Origin of the sequence: Lysinibacillus sp. GJ-1, from assembly GCF_021166035.1 — a bacterium.
Classification (GTDB): Bacteria; Bacillota; Bacilli; order Bacillales_A; family Planococcaceae; genus Lysinibacillus; species Lysinibacillus sphaericus.
The window spans coordinates 2,933,843-2,949,801 of sequence record NZ_CP088912.1 but is presented as its reverse complement, the minus strand read 5'-3'; the positions used below and the strand labels follow the sequence as shown (position 1 = coordinate 2,949,801).

Below are 15,959 nucleotides of genomic sequence, written 5' to 3'. Positions count from 1 at the left end.
AATGGCGAAGAAACAACAAACATTCGCAGAAGCAATGACGGCACTTGAAGAAATAGTCCGCCAATTAGAGCAGGGTGATGTGCCATTAGAAAATGCTATTGATTTATATAAGCAGGGCATGGAGCTTTCACAGTTTTGCCATAGTAAACTACAGCATGCCGAGGAACAGTTAATTTCAATTGTTCAAGAAACAGGCGAAACAACAGTATTTGATCCGCTAAAGGGAGAGAACTAGTTAAAATGAACGAACAATTAAAACATTTTATTCAGAGCAACACACCACAAGTGGAGGCTGAGATGTTTGCACTTGTTGAGAAAATTGACGCACCAGCTCATTTAAAAGAGTCGATGCTATATTCATTAAAGGCAGGAGGCAAACGTATTCGCCCACTGTTTGTATTAGCAGTTTTAGAAATCTACGGTAAAGACCTAAAAGCAGGGCTTACAGTCGGTGCTGTTATTGAAATGATTCATACGTATTCTTTAATTCACGATGATTTACCGAGCATGGATAACGATGATTTCCGTCGTGGCAAACCAACTAACCATAAAGTGTTTGGTGATGCCCTTGCAACACTTGCAGGCGATGCGTTAAATACGCTAGCGTTTGGCATTTTAGCGCGCATGGATCTTTCAGCGGAGCAACGAATAGAACTTGTCAATCTTCTAAGCGTAGCAGCAGGTGCTGAAGGGATGGTTGGCGGTCAAGTGCTCGATATGGAAGGTGAGCAACGTCAACTAAGCCTAACGGAACTAGAACATGTACATGTCAATAAAACAGGTGCACTTTTACGATTTAGTATTGAATCGGGTGCAGTATTAGCCAATGCTTCGCAAGAAGACCGTGCTACTTTAAAAGAATATGCGCATCATATTGGGCTGGCATTCCAAATCCAAGACGACATTTTAGATATTGAAGGCACAACAGAGGAATTAGGCAAAACAGCAGGGAAGGATGTAGCGAGCGATAAAAGCACATATCCTGCATTACTAACGTTAGCTGGAGCCAAAGAAAAACTTGCTGACCATTATCAGCTAGCTATTGCAGCACTGGATAACTTACAAGTAGATGTCAGCTTACTGCGTGAGTTTGCGGCCTATATTGTTCATCGTAAAAACTAAGAGAAAAAATGGGCGTTAAAGGGAAAGAATATGCTAGAATAGGTGAGGACGTTTTGCCAAGAGGCAAACAATAAGTGTTCGTACTTTTAGCATATGGATAACACTGTTATAATGGTGGAAACACGATTGCGGTGAATAATTTATTGAAAAGGTGTGTGAGAAAGGTGGATTTAAACAAGATTTCTAGTCCATCCTTTTTAAAAAACTTAGATAAGAGAGAGCTTGAACAACTTGCAAAAGAAATTCGAACTTTCTTAATTGAAAAATGTTCTGTCACAGGTGGTCATATCGGACCGAACCTGGGTGTTGTGGAGCTGACAATTATGCTTCATAAAATGTTTGACAGTCCAAAAGATAAGTTTTTATGGGATGTTGGCCACCAAGCTTACGTGCATAAAATTTTGACAGGTCGTGCGAGTCAATTTGACACTTTGCGTCAGTTCAAAGGGCTTTGTGGTTTTCCAAAGCTTGTGGAGAGTGAACATGATGAATGGGAAACGGGTCATAGCTCGACATCGTTGTCAGCAGCCATGGGTATGGCAGCAGCACGTGATATTAAAAACGAAAAAAACTTCGTCGTACCGATTATTGGGGACGGAGCTTTAACTGGCGGTATGGCGCTTGAGGCATTAAATCATATAGGGCATGCAAAAACTAATATGATTGTCATCTTAAATGACAACGAAATGTCCATAGCACCGAATGTTGGCGCATTACACAACGTATTAGGTCGCTTACGAACTGCCAAAGAATATTCAAAAGCCAAAGAAGAATTAGAATCATTAATTAATAAAATTCCGGTTTTAGGTGGGAAGCTAGCTTCAACTGCTGAACGCTTGAAAGACAGTTTGAAATATCTAGTCGTTTCTGGTGTCTTCTTTGAGGAATTAGGCTTTAAATATTTAGGGCCAATTGATGGTCACGACTTTGAGGCGCTTGAAACGACTTTATCCTATGCTAAAAAGTAAAACCAGTGCTTGTGCATGTCATTACGAAAAAGGAAAAGGCTACAAACCAGCAGAAGACGATACAATCGGGAATTGGCATGGGACAGGGCCATATAAAATGGAGACCGGTGCCTTTGTTAAATCTGAAACAAAAGGTCCTGCGTGGAGTAGTTTAATCGCTGAAACTGTTCGTAAAATTGCACATGAAGATGAACGCATTGTGACGATTACGCCAGCGATGCCTGTTGGCTCAAAATTGCAAGGGATTCAAAAAGACTTTCCTAAACGCTTTTTTGATGTCGGCATAGCTGAACAACATGCCGCAACGATGGCTGCAGGTCTTGCTACTCAAAAAATGAAACCATTTTTAGCGATTTATTCAACGTTTTTACAGCGTGCATATGACCAAGTTCTACATGATATTGCGCGTCCAAATTTAAACGTTTTCATTGGGATTGATCGTGCTGGTTTAGTTGGTGCAGATGGTGAAACACACCAAGGCGTATTTGATATAGCATTCCTTCGCCATATTCCCAATATGACGATCATGATGCCAAAGGATGAGAATGAAGGTCAACATATGGTGAAAACAGCCATTGATTATAACGGCGGACCGATTGCCCTTCGTTATCCACGTGGAAATGGGATAGGCGTCCCACTCGATGAGGAGCTTATGGCTTTACCAATAGGTAGTTGGGAAGTGCTACGTGAGGGGAAAGATGCGACGATATTAACATTCGGCACAACTATTCCAATGGCAATGGAAGCAGCGCATATGCTCGCGCAACAAGGCGTAGAAATTGAAGTGGTGAATGCTCGCTTTATTAAGCCGATGGATGAGGACATGCTGCATCGTATATTTACTAGCAATAAACCAGTGCTAACGATTGAAGAAGCGGTATTACAGGGGGGCTTTGGTAGTGGCGTCTTGGAATTTGCACACGACCATAGTTATTTCACTGCAATCATTGATCGAATGGGTATTCCAGATCAATTTATTGAGCATGGAAACGTAGACCAACTGCTAGCGGAAATCCATATGACAGCAGAAGATACAGTAGCACGTATGCAAGTGTTACTACAACAAAAACAGCAAGTAGGTTTGAACAAATAATGACAAAACAACCGAAAGAACGTGTAGACATTTTACTTGTAGAGCGTGGGCTCTGTGAGACGCGCGAGAAGGCAAAACGGTCCATTATGGCGGGTCTTGTCTTTTCTAATGAAATACGCATCGACAAAGCAGGAGAAAAAATTGCAATCGATGCACCGCTGCAAGTAAAAGGGTCAGATTTAAAATATGTGAGCCGTGGTGGCTTGAAACTAGAAAAAGCTTTGCAAATTTTTGATATGTCTGTAGAGGGGAAGCTGATGCTTGATATCGGCTCCTCTACAGGTGGTTTTACAGATTGTGCATTACAAAATGGTGCGCGACATTGTTATGCCTTAGATGTTGGCTCCAATCAGCTTGCGTGGAAAATTCGTTCAGATGAACGTGTAACAGTTATGGAAAAAACGAATTTCCGCTATACAACAGCGGCAGATTTAACGGAAGGTTTACCAGAGTTTGCTACAATCGATGTGAGCTTTATTTCACTATCATTGATTTTACCGGTACTAAAAACGGTTTTAATGCCAGGTGGGGATGTCATGGCACTTGTTAAACCACAGTTTGAAGCAGGTAAAGAGAATGTTGGTAAAAAGGGTATCGTCCGTGATAAAAAAGTCCATCTCGATGTTCTAGAAAAAACCGCTGCTATGGCAACAAAAGTCGGCTTTGTTGTGAAGGATGCTTCTTTTTCGCCGATAACTGGCGGTGAGGGGAATATTGAATTTTTATTCCATTTAGTGAATCCTATAGGGGATGAAAGTATTCCACCATATACAGCTTTTAATGCACTCGTTGAAGAAGCGCATAGTGCACTAAAATAACACGTGCTCATTAAGTAGAGCCGTGTTTTTTCTTGTGCTTTTATGCTGAAAATGGTAGTGTAATTATACAAATATTTAACTATTTATAAGAGGTGAACGATATGAATAAAGGGCAAAGACATATACGGATTCGTGATATTATTGCAAATCATGAAATTGAAACACAAGATGATTTAGTCGATTTTTTAAAGGATGCAGGCTATAATGTGACACAAGCAACGGTCTCACGTGATATTAAAGAACTGCACTTAGTAAAAGTACCTTTGCAGGATGGACGCTATAAATATAGCTTACCCGCAGACCAACGATTCAATCCAGTACAAAAATTACATCGTGCATTAGCGGATGCTTTTGTGAGCATTGACGGAGCATCCCATTTCTTAGTAATGAAAGCACTCCCAGGTAATGCAAATGCTATTGCGTCATTACTGGATCATTTAGATTGGCCTTAAATTTTAGGTACGATTTCAGGGGATGATACTATTTTAATTATTTGTCGCGATGAAGCCGAGCGAGAAAATACAAAAAATCGCTTATTGGACATGCTATAAGAGAGAAACAAAAATCCAAAGGTTAACAGTTGCTTGCCTGTTTTAAAAAAAGCGGTCATTTTGCATCTGATAGCACGAGAATAATAGCAGTTGAATTTAATTCAGAGGTGACAATTTGTGTTAAGAGAGCTTAGTATTCGAAATTTTGCCATCATCGAGGATTTAACGGTTAGTTTTTCGGATGGTTTAACTGTACTAACAGGAGAAACTGGTGCTGGGAAATCCATTATTATTGATGCGGTACATTTACTTGCTGGTGGTAGAGGCAATTCAGAATTTATTCGTCATGGTGCTAAAAAAGCAGAGTTAGGCGGGTTGTTTCAAATTTCAAGCACTGCACATCCTGTATATAAGAAATTGGAGGAAGCAGGCATTGAAATAGAAGAAGATTCTATTATTTTACGCCGCGATTTAAATGACTCTGGTAAAAGTGTTTGTCGGGTAAATGGCAAATTGGTCCCTTTATCGGTTTTACGAGATATTGGTGCAAGTTTAATTGATATACATGGTCAGCATGAAAATCAAGAACTAATGGATGAAAAACAACATATTCATTTATTGGATCAATTTGCAGAAGAGCAACTATCACCGATTCTTGAACAATATAGTATTCAATATAACGAATATCGGGCATTAAAAAAAGAATTAGCCACCATTTCTATTGATGAGCAGTTAATGGCGCAACGCATTGATTTGTACCAATTCCAAATGAAAGAATTGGAAGATGCAAATTTAAAGCTTGGTGAAGAAGATGAGCTGTTAGATGAACGTCGTCGTCTAATGAATTTTAATAAAATTTTCGAACGCTCGAGTGCTGCCTATGAAGCAATTCAGGGGGAGACAAAAGGGCTTGACTGGATCGGTACAGCGATGGGCGCATTAGATGATGCGGCGGTCATCGATGAACAGTTTAAAGAGGCATCTGAGTCGGTAACAACTGCTTTTTATGCTTTACAGGATGCCGCCTATCAGGTAAAAAATGTATTAGACGAGTTAGAATTTGATCCTGCGCGATTAAATGAAGTGGAGCAACGCTTGGCACTTTTCCAAAACTTAAAGCGCAAATACGGCTCCACTGTTGAAGAAATGCTCGCCTATTATGAGAAGATTAAAACAGAGCTTAGTGAGCTTTTAAATCGTGATGAAATATTGCAATTAAAAGAACGAAAAGTACTTGAAATGGAAGTAGTATTAAGTGAATTTGCTGAAAAACTTTCGCATGTTCGAAAAGCAGCAGCCAATGATTTAAGCGAGGCTATTATGGCAGAGCTACGTGAATTACATATGGAAAAAGCAAAATTTATTGTAAATTTTGATGCTTTACCTTACTTTGATGTCAATGGTAAAGACCAAGTGATCTTTTATATTTCAACGAATGTCGGGGAACCACCGAAATCTTTACCGAAAATTGCTTCAGGTGGGGAATTGTCGCGTATGATGTTAGCATTAAAAACGATTTTTTCTTCTTCCAATGGTGTAACATCCATTATTTTTGACGAAGTGGATACTGGCGTAAGCGGTCGTGTAGCGCAAGCAATCGCTGAAAAAATTGCAGCTATTTCTGTTAATTCTCAAGTTTTGTGTATTTCGCATTTACCTCAAGTGGCGGCGATGGCTGACCATCATTACTTCATTAAAAAAGAGGTTGAACATGATCGGACATTTACTTCTTTAGCAGAAATCGATACAGATGCTCGTATTGAAGAAGTGAGCAGAATGATGTCAGGTGCAGAAATTACCGATTTAACTTTACAGCATGCGACAGAATTGTTAAAGATGGCAAACGAACGAAAAAAACAAATGCGCTAAATTAATAAGAAAATCCAGAGGCAATCCAATGTTTCTGGGTTTTTTTCATTTTGCACAAATATTTACCGCTTATAAGAACCGCACAACAACACATAGTATAAAGACAAAATTCAAAAGGAGGTGTCGTATGAATCGTCGTTGGCGTCAATTTGTCATTTTGCCTATGCTCATCGTTTTGTTATTTATGCCCATTCAGGCTTTTGCGGCTAAAAAATTAATACCGATGGGTGAAGCAATTGGAATTCAGCTTCAATTATCACATGTCTTTGTTGCGCATGATGTGTTATTAGCTTCCAATCAGTGGATGAAAGGAGGCGCCGTTATCGAAAAAATAAATGATACAACGGTAAAAACACTTGCTGATGCCAAGCAAGCCATTGCTCGCCATGGGCAACAAAAATGGACGATAAAAAGTGAAGGTAAAGCATTAACAGTTGACTTACAAAAGCAAGAAGCAGAACATGTCATCTCTTTTTTAAAGGATGAAACAGATGGAGTAGGGACATTGACATACATTGATCCAGAGACATTAAATTACGGAGCATTAGGCCACCAGATTGTCGACTCAACTCTCCAAGAAGCACCTGTCTTCCGAGCAGGCTCCATTTTCTTAGCATCCATTCATCAAATCCGTAAAAGCCTACCTGGTCAACCCGGCTATAAAATTTCCTCCATTGAAAAACATCAGGAACGATTAGGGAGTATTGATAAAAATACGGTTTATGGAATTTTTGGCCGATGGGAAGATAGCTATCAACAAAGATTGCCCAAAGCCATCGAAATTATGCATGCAAAAGATATAAAATTGGGGAAGGCTGAAATTTATACAGCTATTGAAGGAAGTAAAGTCGAAACATTTTCCATTGAAATTACAAAAGTTGAAAATGAACGGCTTGAATTTATCGTTTCTGACGAAAAGCTTATTGAAAAAACAGGTGGCATTTTACAAGGTATGAGTGGTAGTCCCATCATACAAGATGGTCGTTTCGTTGGTGCTGTCACACATATGTTTGTTGAGGAGCCGAAAAAAGGGGCTGCTATTACAGTGGCAGAAATGTTAAGAAAATCTTCATGAATTGGATGGAGCTGCCTCTGGTAGCTCCGTTCTTTCATGGGTAAAATAGTATATTTTAGCTCTTTCCCCAAGTATTTCATGGTTTTTGTGAACACTTTAGCGATACTTAAAAAAAAGTGTAGTTTTATCAGCATTTTTTCACTAAAATAAGTGATAAGTGTATTCGACAATTTGCTGTTAAGTATCGTAACTTGTCGAGAAAAAAAGAAAGTATCGGACTACATACTCATTTTTGGAAATTGAAAAGGTTTTTAACCCAAAAATGTCGAAAATTCCACAGTGTGTCAAAAAGACATTAGGGGTAACGGTTTTATGCTTTGAACAGTCAAAGCAAAGTCCAGAAGGAGGAATGGAAATGACAAAGGTAAAAGTGGCGATAGCAGATGATAATCGAGAATTATTAAAAACAATGGAGCATTATTTTCAAGGACATCCCGAAATTGAAATAATTGCAACGGCCTAGAATGGGAAAGTATGTCTTCAAATGCTTGAAGAATACACACCTGATATTTTATTACTGGATATAATTATGCCTCATCTAGATGGATTAGCAGTATTGGAAGCGATGTATCAAAATGATCGTATGTCTTCGATACAAGTCATTATGCTCACAGCATTTGGTCAAGAAGATGTAATGAAACAGGCAGTGGATTTAGGAGCATCGTACTTTATGCTAAAACCATTTGAATTCGACCAGCTTGTCCAAAAAATATTACATTGTGCAAAAGGCTTCTATACCGAAAAAGGCGAGTGTATTACAGCCGACAACTCCTCAAAAATTAAATCAGCATCAGCTTGATAGCACCATTACAGCGATTATTAAAGAAATTGGCGTACCTGCTCATATTAAAGGTTACTCGTATTTACGGGAAGCGATACAAATGGTGTTTGAAGATATCGAGTTATTAGGGTCTGTGACGAAAATTCTTTATCCAGAAATAGCAAAGAAATTCAATACAACACCGTCACGTGTAGAACGTGCGATTCGTCATGCCATTGAAGTCGCATGGAATCGTGGCAATTACGAGTCCATTTCGTCGATGTTTGGCTACACCGTACACCACTTAAAGTCGAAGCCGACAAATAGCGAATTCATCGCCATGATTGCGGACAAGATTCGTATTGATATGATGGCGAGTTAATCGCGGTATGACTGCGTTTGTGGACGATAGGCTAGCGGAGAATAGCCGGTAAACTTATTATATATAACGATTATATTGCGTAATTAATAACGCCTTACTAAGCAGTTTATGACGACTGTTTGAGGGGGCGTATTTTTTTATGGCTTTAAATCCGTTTTTAGTAGAAATAGACCGATATATGCTTGATTGTTCAGCGAAAGGTCTTTCCAAAAAACACTAAGTTCATATGAACAGACATTGAATCTATTTGTGCGGTATTTAGAAGATTCATTTAATATAACTGATGTTAAAACAGTTACAGAGGAGCATGTACGTGTTATATTCGTTCAATTGAAGAACGAGGAAAGTTTTAAGTAAGTGTTGCTGTAACGCCTGTAAACTACCCAGAACGACGTGGCGATTATGGCAAGCAGGTCTATATCTGCAACATTAAAGCTTTTTATTCGCACTTATTTAATGAACAACTGATTCGCAAAAGTCCACTGAAAAACGTTAAGTTTGTCAAACCGGAGCGAAGTATTGCGATAACGTTTCCGCTAAAGTGAATTTAATTCCCAAGACCATTTCACCTCCAAGATTACCGATTTCAGATTAATTCTTATAGTCACCAGTACTTACATAAATTATTACGTCATCCAATGAATGTTTCGCGCCAGTTAGTCGTTCTAATGCAGGCAATACTCTGTAGAATACATTTGCTCTCTTTTTTCTCTTTGCAAAAAGCCTATAAGACTTCTTTCAATAGGATATAGCCGCTAATCAAAGATAATTTCAACATTTACAGCAGTGGTTATATGACTTATATACACATATGTTTACCAAAAGTAAGAAATTGTAATTAATTATGTTCGGATAATTAAATATTTCTTAATATTTCATTTTATGGTAACATTAAAAATGATAGGTGGTAAAATTGTAATAGATTAAATAATTTAAAAAGGGGTCATTTGAAATGAAAAAGGTAATATATTCTTTATTTTTAGCAGTAATTGTTTCTATTGTTTCATTGAATGTTATACAAGTAAACGCACAAGAAAAAATGTCTAATCGTGCAGAAGCGATTGTTGAAATTGGAAAATTACTAGGCTTGGATGGGACGCAGAGAGAGACGCAATTTAAAGACGTTCCAAAAAGTCATTATGCAAGTGGTTATATTCAATCGGCTGTTGATAAAGGGATTGTAACCGGATATGCAGATGGCACTTTTAAACCTGCACAAGAATTAACTAGAGCACATATTGCTATATTTATTTCAAGAGCATTTGGTTCAAAATTGCCTACAGGAAATGTGACTTTTAAAGATATAAATAAAGATAGTAGTGCATATAGTGCAATCCAACAATTAGTAGCTGCTGGAATTACAAATGGTTATAATGATGGCACATTTAAGCCTAACAATAAGTTAACACAAGCTCACTTAAAAACATTTATGAATAGAACGGAAAATTATTTAAAGACAGGTAGCAATTCAAATATTTCAAGTACAGGCTATGGCACTTTAAAAGGTACAGTAGTTTGGAAATATAATGATTTTATTGGCTATAAAGGAGATACAGGTGCAAGAATTTATTTATTCTCAAAAAATGCATCTTATCCAAGTTATACTCAACAAGAACTGTTTGATTGGTTAGAAAATAAAAGAGAGTTAAAAGACGTACATGGAACTGTAGTTGATGCAAATGGGAATTACGTCCTTAATAACTTACCTGTAGGGAATTATATTGCAGTTATTTCATCTAAGAATACAACAAGAGATTTTACAGAAACGTTAAATTCACATAATCAACTTAAATCTTTATTTGGTGATTATAATTATAAAGTTTTTGAAGATAATAGGATGTGGCTTTACAAGCATACAATTAGAGATATTGAAATAAAAAATAATGAAACAATCGATTTCAGTGCTGACTTTGGTTATACGTATCGTTAATTGTCTGATTAATCTACCCCGTATATTTAATGGGGTAGATTTTTATCACTTTACTTGCAAGTAAAAATGAACATCGTTAAGCAATATGAAATTTTGGTATTTTTTATCAATAAATAATATAAAATATTATTTAAAGTCTGAGAAATTGGGAGGAACACAATTGGGGTTATTTGATGGATTAATGGGCAATGCAAGTGAAGTCAATCTAGATAAATTGCAGGAAGAAATGAAAGAGATCTTAATACCGAATGAGACCATTCAAAATGCGTATAAAATTATTAGAGATACGTTTATTTTTACGAATAAGCGGTTAATTTTAATCGATAAACAAGGGGTAACGGGTAAGAAAACCGAATATCATTCAATTCCTTACAAAAATATTTTGCATTTTTCAGTGGAAACGGCGGGCACATTTGATTTGGATGCAGAGCTGAAAATTTGGGTTTCAGGCAGCCAATTGCCGATACAGAAAAATTTTAATAAATCGACTAACATTTATAAAGTGCAAAGTGTTTTAGCAGAATATGTGCTAGGTTAGTATTCAATGGGCGGTTAACAGGGTTAAAGCTGTTAATCGTTTTTTTGCCTTTTTGACTATAATAGGGACGGAGGGATTATAAATGAAAAGCGTAAATTTTCAACTTGACCATCATAACGCATTAGAAATAACACAAATTAATGAGCAGTTATATGAGATGCGACTGAGCGTTAATGGAAGCATCAGTGTTTTCTATTTAACGCGTGAACAATTATGCACGGATAGCAGAATTGAAGCATTTCAAGATAGATTAAGCAGTGACTTATTTACAGATAATAAATGACTAAAAGCCCAGAGTCTTTATGTAGGAGACTTAAGTAAATTTGCAAATAAATAGTAAGTTAAAATGGTACTTTATGCAGTAATATTCTACTTTAAGAAGTTTTTTAGTAGACAAGACCTAATACGAAAAAATTAAAATGAGGATTTATGTGAATATAGCTATTTCTTTTTCAAAGTGTTCTTAAAAATAACCTAAAAATTTACTGGGTTTTTATGCAATAATAACATTTCCACTTTTGCAACGAAGGAAAACATGTTTTTTTATAGTATATATCGTCTATTTTTTAGAGGAAAAAGGTTTGCACTGTGTACAGAGCTTACTGATAAAGTAGGGGTATTTTCTTTATGAGTAGTGACAATTGTCTCTAAACAAATGTAAATAGATTGTATATACTTACATATAGAGGGAAGGAGGAGGTAGCGTGATTCTAGTTCGAAATGATAACTTCGAAATATCGGAAGAAAACGGAAAGGTATTTATGCTTACATACAGCGCTGGGTTTCCATTAAAAGAATTTGATGGCGTCTTACGTAGTCACCCACGACTAAAGTTATCTAATTTTTCTATATTAAAAACTGTACTAGCGACAGAAAGCACAAGTCCTGTTGAGATTGGACGCTGGCTTCCAAATGTTGAAGCTGAAATTGCTCGAGATAAAATGTCTGCCTCTATATTTATATATGAAACAGCTGATTATATTCAAAAGAATAAAGAAAAATTAACGGAACAAATTTTGGAAACATTAGCGGATCAAGGCATTATTTATGGCATTTTAGACTTTGATATTTCAAAGGTTGAACCTGGCAAAGCGTTTTTAATTGCGCAAGGAACGTCACCTGTGGCAGGTACGGATGCACAAATTACATATTTACCTAAACCTGAAAGAAAACCTGTCATTCGTGAGGATGGGAAAGCCGATTACTACGACATGAATTTTATTTCAGAAATTTCAGAAGGCTCTTGGCTCGGTGAGAAAATTCCTGCAACGATGGGCAAGCCTGGTCAAAATGTACTCGGTGAAATGATTGCGGCAGCACCTGGTCGTGATTTTCCTATTCGATATGACAAAAAATCAGCGTATGAAGTAGAAGAAGATGGTAAAATCGTCATTCGTTCGAAAATAGCGGGTGTGTTAGATGATGTCAAAGGTGCGATTGGTGTAAATCGCCATCTACCAATTCATGGAGATGTAGGCGTTGAGACGGGGAATTTAGAGTTTAATGGCTCTTTAAGCATTAAGGGAACCGTTACAACTGGCTATACTGTTATTGCAACCGGAGATATTTCCATTGAAGGTGCGGAAGGGGTAAGCGGCGCAAAACTAATTAAATCAATCGAAGGTGATGTATACATTCGAGGTGGTATTTTTGGTTTGGGTTCAACACTCGTTGAAGCCGGTGGCAATATTTTCGTGAAGCATGTCAATGAAGCTATTTTAGTCGCAGATGATAGTATTCATATCGGTTTTTATTCACTTGGATCACAACTTACTGCCCATTCCATTTTTGTCGATGAGCGCAGAGGAAAAATCATTGGTGGGCGTGCTGTTGCAAAAAATACCATTGTTACAGCCATTTCGGGAAACCGTTTAGAGCGGAGAACGGATTTAATCATTGAAAGTGTCAATAAACAGGAAAGTTATGCAATGATGCAAGACAAAGCAACACAGTTAAAGCAATTGCAATCCGATATTTCAGAGCGTGAAGCGAAGATTACAAGTTTACTACCGCTGCTTAAGCAAATGTCTACACAGCAAATTGCTGCCTTTGAAGAAACAAAGCAAAGCTTATCAAAGTTAAAAGCAGAAGCGGTGACGCTAGATCGTGAAATTAAGTTAATGATGGATGAAATGCGTCATGCTGGAAAAGAAGAAATTATTGTTACAAAGGAAGCCTATCCTGGTACCTATATTCAAATTGGCAAAAAGTCCTCGTTGTTAAATAAAATGACGAACGGAAAATTTTTACTGGAGTTTGGTGAGCTGAATGTATAATGAATCATTCATCCCTGTGTTTGCGCATCGCGGGGCGTCTGCTTATGCGCTAGAAAATAGTTTCAAAGCGTTTGAAAAAGCATTAGAGCTAGGTGCCAATGGGATTGAGTTAGATATTCAGCTATCAAAAGAAGGGATACCCGTTGTTTACCATGATCCGCAATTATCAAGATTAGTAGGCAGTAATAAGCTAGTGAATGATTGCACAATAGCGGAATTGCAGAGCTTTAAATTAGGGAAGCCGTGGAGAAGGTTTTTTTCATCGTATAGAATTCCGACATTTGAAGCGGTTTTAGCATGGGCAAATAAACACCAACTCCCACTGAATATTGAATTAAAATCGACCATTCTTGACAATCAAGATGCGCTCGTTCAACTGCTTCAAGGGCTTAAATTACCAGCAGGTAGCCATTTTTCATCATTTCATTATGAGCTGTTAGAGGTTGTGAAACGTCATGCGCCACAGCATGAAACAGCGCTAATCGCCACAAAAAAATTAAAATGGGATTTGCTGAGTGATTATAAGGCAATTGATTGTGTTCATATGCATAAAAAGTATTATAAACCCCGCTATTTAGAGGCATGTGTAGCTAGTGCTAAGACATGTCGCTTTTATGCGATTGATGGCAGTGAAAAGTTTTTGACGGTTCCACATACATCCGTAGTAGGGTGGATTACTGATTTTCCGGATAAAGTTATCCATGTACAGCTACGTCAATAAAAATAGCTATCCAGTAAGTCACAAAGTTCTGTGGCCTATTTGGATAGCTATTTTTATTTTTTTTGGAAGCGCGGAGCCACTTTTCCTTTTTTTCGATCGCGGTGTAATAAAAAGCCTGCGAAAAAGCCAAAGCCGACAACAAAGAAAATGATGCCAACAACAAATTGTAGCCATAAAAATGGGAAAGGTGAGATGAGCTTACCGAATAATGTATCACGCATAAATTTAATGCCACCTGCGGCCATTAGACCTGGAATTAGCATGACAATAAACGCAGCAAAACGAGCCATACATGTCCCTCCTCATACCTAACTTTAATTGTACCTGTGGATAATGGAATGTCAAGAAAGCCTATGAATCTAAGGCGTCTCGTAAAAGCGCAGGAAGAAGCTCAAAAACTAGTAATCGTAACTGAATTTTTAGAAAATTCTTACTTAGTAGGAAAAGTGTAATAATAGTTGCGAAATTGTGAATTTGTCAGTATTGTAAAATTAAATGGAGCGATATTATCCATTGCAAAACAGTTTTATCATTTTTTTAAAATTTGATTGGGATGGGCATTAGGGGTTGCACTTTCCAAAGCAAAGGGGCGAGTTTTCATGGAAATCTTCAAGTATATGGAAAAGTATGATTATGAACAATTGGTATTTTGCCAAGACGAAGCATCTGGGTTAAAAGCGATTATCGCTATCCATGACACAACACTTGGACCAGCATTAGGTGGTGCTCGTATGTGGACCTACGCGACAGAAGAAAATGCGATTGAGGATGCATTAAGATTAGCACGCGGGATGACATATAAAAATGCAGCTGCTGGTTTAAACCTTGGCGGTGGAAAAACGGTCATTATTGGGGACCCATTTAAAGATAAAAACGAAGAAATGTTCCGTGCTTTAGGTCGTTTCATTCAAGGATTAAACGGTCGCTATATTACCGCTGAAGATGTTGGTACAACCGTAACAGATATGGATTTAATCCATGAGGAAACAAATTACGTTACAGGTATATCGCCAGCGTTTGGTTCATCGGGTAATCCTTCACCAGTAACTGCTTATGGCGTTTATCGTGGCATGAAAGCAGCGGCGAAAGAAGCATTTGGTACGGATATGCTAGAAGGTCGTACTATATCGGTACAAGGGCTAGGAAACGTAGCTTACAAGCTTTGCGAGTATTTACATAATGAAGGTGCAAAACTTGTAGTAACAGATATTAACCAAGCGGCTATTGATCGTGTTGTCAATGATTTTGGCGCTACAGCAGTTGCACCTGATGAAATCTATTCACAAGAAGTGGATATTTTCTCACCGTGTGCACTTGGCGCAATTTTAAATGACGAAACGATTCCGCAATTAAAAGCAAAAGTTATTGCTGGTTCTGCTAATAACCAACTACAAGATTCACGACATGGAGATTATTTACACGAGCTAGGCATTGTTTATGCACCTGACTATGTCATTAATGCAGGTGGTGTAATCAATGTCGCGGACGAATTATATGGCTATAATCGTGAACGAGCGATGAAACGTGTAGATGGTATTTACGATAGTATTGAAAAAATCTTTGAAATTTCCAAACGTGATAGTATTCCAACATATGTTGCGGCAAATCGTTTGGCAGAAGAACGTATTGCTCGTGTAGCGAAATCGCGTAGTCAGTTCTTAAAAAATGAAAAAAATATTTTGAACGGCCGTTAACAACGTCTATTCGCTAAAGAGAAGTCGCATTGTCGACTTCTTCTGTTTAAATAGTAGTAAATAAATGTCTAGGCTAATAGATTCGTCATTACAATAAATGACGTACACCTTTCATTGCAATGTCTTTAAGATAGAGATTGTTGCCTGTGGCGATACAGCGCTTTTCCTCGATGGATTGCACTATGACGCCAGTTAGGAGAGAGAGGCTTTAGCACTTTTCTC

The 15,959-nt window shown here is 37.6% G+C and carries 13 protein-coding genes and 3 pseudogenes; 15 read left to right on the top strand and 1 reads right to left on the bottom strand.

Annotated features, from left to right (window positions below; all coding sequences use genetic code 11):
• Position 1: 1 nt before the first annotated feature.
• The 14 genes and pseudogenes from xseB (at position 2) to LO754_RS14525 (ending at position 14,043) form a co-directional block, all read left to right on the top strand.
• Complete coding sequence (gene xseB / locus LO754_RS14585) at positions 2-235, top strand: exodeoxyribonuclease VII small subunit (protein ID WP_024361176.1); 234 nt, start codon at positions 2-4, stop codon at positions 233-235.
• 5 nt (positions 236-240) lie between these two features.
• On the top strand, positions 241-1,122 hold the full coding sequence (locus LO754_RS14580) for a polyprenyl synthetase family protein (protein ID WP_024361175.1): 882 nt from the start codon (positions 241-243) through the stop codon (positions 1,120-1,122).
• A gap of 164 nt (positions 1,123-1,286) precedes the next feature.
• Positions 1,287-3,183: pseudogene (gene dxs / locus LO754_RS14575) on the top strand (1-deoxy-D-xylulose-5-phosphate synthase).
• Positions 3,183-4,001: a TlyA family RNA methyltransferase gene (locus tag LO754_RS14570; protein WP_108029719.1), complete on the top strand. Its 819-nt coding sequence runs from the start codon at positions 3,183-3,185 to the stop codon at positions 3,999-4,001. Before dxs ends, LO754_RS14570 begins: the two are co-directional and overlap by 1 nt.
• 101 nt (positions 4,002-4,102) lie before the next feature.
• Positions 4,103-4,552 (top strand): annotated as a pseudogene (gene ahrC, locus LO754_RS14565) (transcriptional regulator AhrC/ArgR).
• Positions 4,553-4,669: 117 nt separating this feature from the next.
• Entirely contained in the window at positions 4,670-6,361 is a 1,692-nt protein-coding gene (recN, locus tag LO754_RS14560) for a DNA repair protein RecN (RefSeq protein WP_024361171.1), read from the top strand.
• Positions 6,362-6,488: 127 nt separating this feature from the next.
• Complete coding sequence (locus LO754_RS14555; RefSeq protein WP_024361170.1) at positions 6,489-7,436, top strand: SpoIVB peptidase S55 domain-containing protein; 948 nt, start codon at positions 6,489-6,491, stop codon at positions 7,434-7,436.
• Between the two features lie 355 nt (positions 7,437-7,791).
• Positions 7,792-8,578 (top strand): annotated as a pseudogene (gene spo0A / locus LO754_RS14550) (sporulation transcription factor Spo0A).
• A 186-nt stretch (positions 8,579-8,764) separates the two neighbouring features.
• Positions 8,765-8,935: a site-specific integrase gene (locus LO754_RS23785; protein WP_435892036.1), complete on the top strand. Its 171-nt coding sequence runs from the start codon at positions 8,765-8,767 to the stop codon at positions 8,933-8,935.
• A gap of 595 nt (positions 8,936-9,530) precedes the next feature.
• Complete coding sequence (locus LO754_RS14545; RefSeq protein WP_231784671.1) at positions 9,531-10,508, top strand: S-layer homology domain-containing protein; 978 nt, start codon at positions 9,531-9,533, stop codon at positions 10,506-10,508.
• A gap of 160 nt (positions 10,509-10,668) precedes the next feature.
• Entirely contained in the window at positions 10,669-11,046 is a 378-nt protein-coding gene (locus tag LO754_RS14540) for a PH domain-containing protein (RefSeq protein ID WP_024361163.1), read from the top strand.
• Between the two features lie 82 nt (positions 11,047-11,128).
• On the top strand, positions 11,129-11,329 hold the full coding sequence (locus LO754_RS14535) for a hypothetical protein (protein WP_024361162.1): 201 nt from the start codon (positions 11,129-11,131) through the stop codon (positions 11,327-11,329).
• Positions 11,330-11,750: 421 nt separating this feature from the next.
• Complete coding sequence (locus tag LO754_RS14530) at positions 11,751-13,322, top strand: flagellar assembly protein A (protein ID WP_025219919.1); 1,572 nt, start codon at positions 11,751-11,753, stop codon at positions 13,320-13,322.
• Positions 13,315-14,043: a glycerophosphodiester phosphodiesterase family protein gene (locus LO754_RS14525; protein ID WP_231784670.1), complete on the top strand. Its 729-nt coding sequence runs from the start codon at positions 13,315-13,317 to the stop codon at positions 14,041-14,043. The genes LO754_RS14530 and LO754_RS14525 overlap by 8 nt, the downstream gene beginning before the upstream one ends.
• 53 nt (positions 14,044-14,096) lie before the next feature.
• Here the strand turns inward: LO754_RS14525 and LO754_RS14520 are convergent, their stop codons facing one another.
• A complete protein-coding gene (locus LO754_RS14520) occupies positions 14,097-14,333 on the bottom strand; it encodes a DUF2627 family protein (protein ID WP_010859733.1) in 237 nt (78 codons plus the stop codon).
• 309 nt (positions 14,334-14,642) lie between these two features.
• On the opposite strand from LO754_RS14520, the gene LO754_RS14515 reads away from it, so the two are divergent.
• A complete protein-coding gene (locus LO754_RS14515) occupies positions 14,643-15,737 on the top strand; it encodes a Leu/Phe/Val dehydrogenase (RefSeq protein ID WP_025219917.1) in 1,095 nt (364 codons plus the stop codon).
• Positions 15,738-15,959: the final 222 nt, after the last annotated feature.

Excerpts from the sequence above, each read along its gene's own strand:
- xseB (WP_024361176.1), top strand. The coding sequence starts at position 2 with ATGGCGAAGAAACAACAAACATTCGCAGAAGCAATGACGGCACTTGAA.
- LO754_RS14580 (WP_024361175.1), top strand. The coding sequence starts at position 241 with ATGAACGAACAATTAAAACATTTTATTCAGAGCAACACACCACAAGTG.
- LO754_RS14570 (WP_108029719.1), top strand. The coding sequence starts at position 3,183 with ATGACAAAACAACCGAAAGAACGTGTAGACATTTTACTTGTAGAGCGT.
- LO754_RS14555 (WP_024361170.1), top strand. The coding sequence starts at position 6,489 with ATGAATCGTCGTTGGCGTCAATTTGTCATTTTGCCTATGCTCATCGTT.
- LO754_RS14545 (WP_231784671.1), top strand. The coding sequence starts at position 9,531 with ATGAAAAAGGTAATATATTCTTTATTTTTAGCAGTAATTGTTTCTATT.
- LO754_RS14535 (WP_024361162.1), top strand. The coding sequence starts at position 11,129 with ATGAAAAGCGTAAATTTTCAACTTGACCATCATAACGCATTAGAAATA.
- LO754_RS14525 (WP_231784670.1), top strand. The coding sequence starts at position 13,315 with ATGTATAATGAATCATTCATCCCTGTGTTTGCGCATCGCGGGGCGTCT.
- LO754_RS14520 (WP_010859733.1), bottom strand. The coding sequence starts at position 14,333 with ATGGCTCGTTTTGCTGCGTTTATTGTCATGCTAATTCCAGGTCTAATG.
- LO754_RS14515 (WP_025219917.1), top strand. The coding sequence starts at position 14,643 with ATGGAAATCTTCAAGTATATGGAAAAGTATGATTATGAACAATTGGTA.